Source organism: Chryseobacterium sp. SIMBA_028 (assembly GCF_046535285.1).
In the GTDB taxonomy this organism is placed as follows: Bacteria; Bacteroidota; Bacteroidia; order Flavobacteriales; family Weeksellaceae; genus Chryseobacterium.
On record NZ_JAWRWZ010000596.1, the window covers coordinates 1 to 252 of the forward strand.

The 252-nt window shown below is 44.0% G+C and carries 1 protein-coding gene; it reads left to right on the forward strand.

The features are described from left to right. A partial coding sequence (locus tag SCA31_RS24625; RefSeq protein WP_410699588.1) for a hypothetical protein occupies positions 1 to 252 on the forward strand: 252 nt, incomplete at both ends.

Below are 252 nucleotides of genomic sequence, written 5' to 3' on the forward strand. Positions count from 1 at the left end.
GGTGCCCGGGGAATGCTGTTCCGATCAGAGGATTTACCTTACCTACTATGACCGCCGGAAATCATACCCTGAAACATACTATTCCAACCGCTGTTTTTAACCAACAGCAGGGAGATGTCTATTTATCCGTTTATATGCAGGGTAAAGGCAGCACCGCTCTGGATGTGAAGGATATTAAGACGATAGACGTCAGCAGTTACTCTAACCCAACCTCTGATTTCGTTACGATAAAATCAAAAGTAGATGTCATGT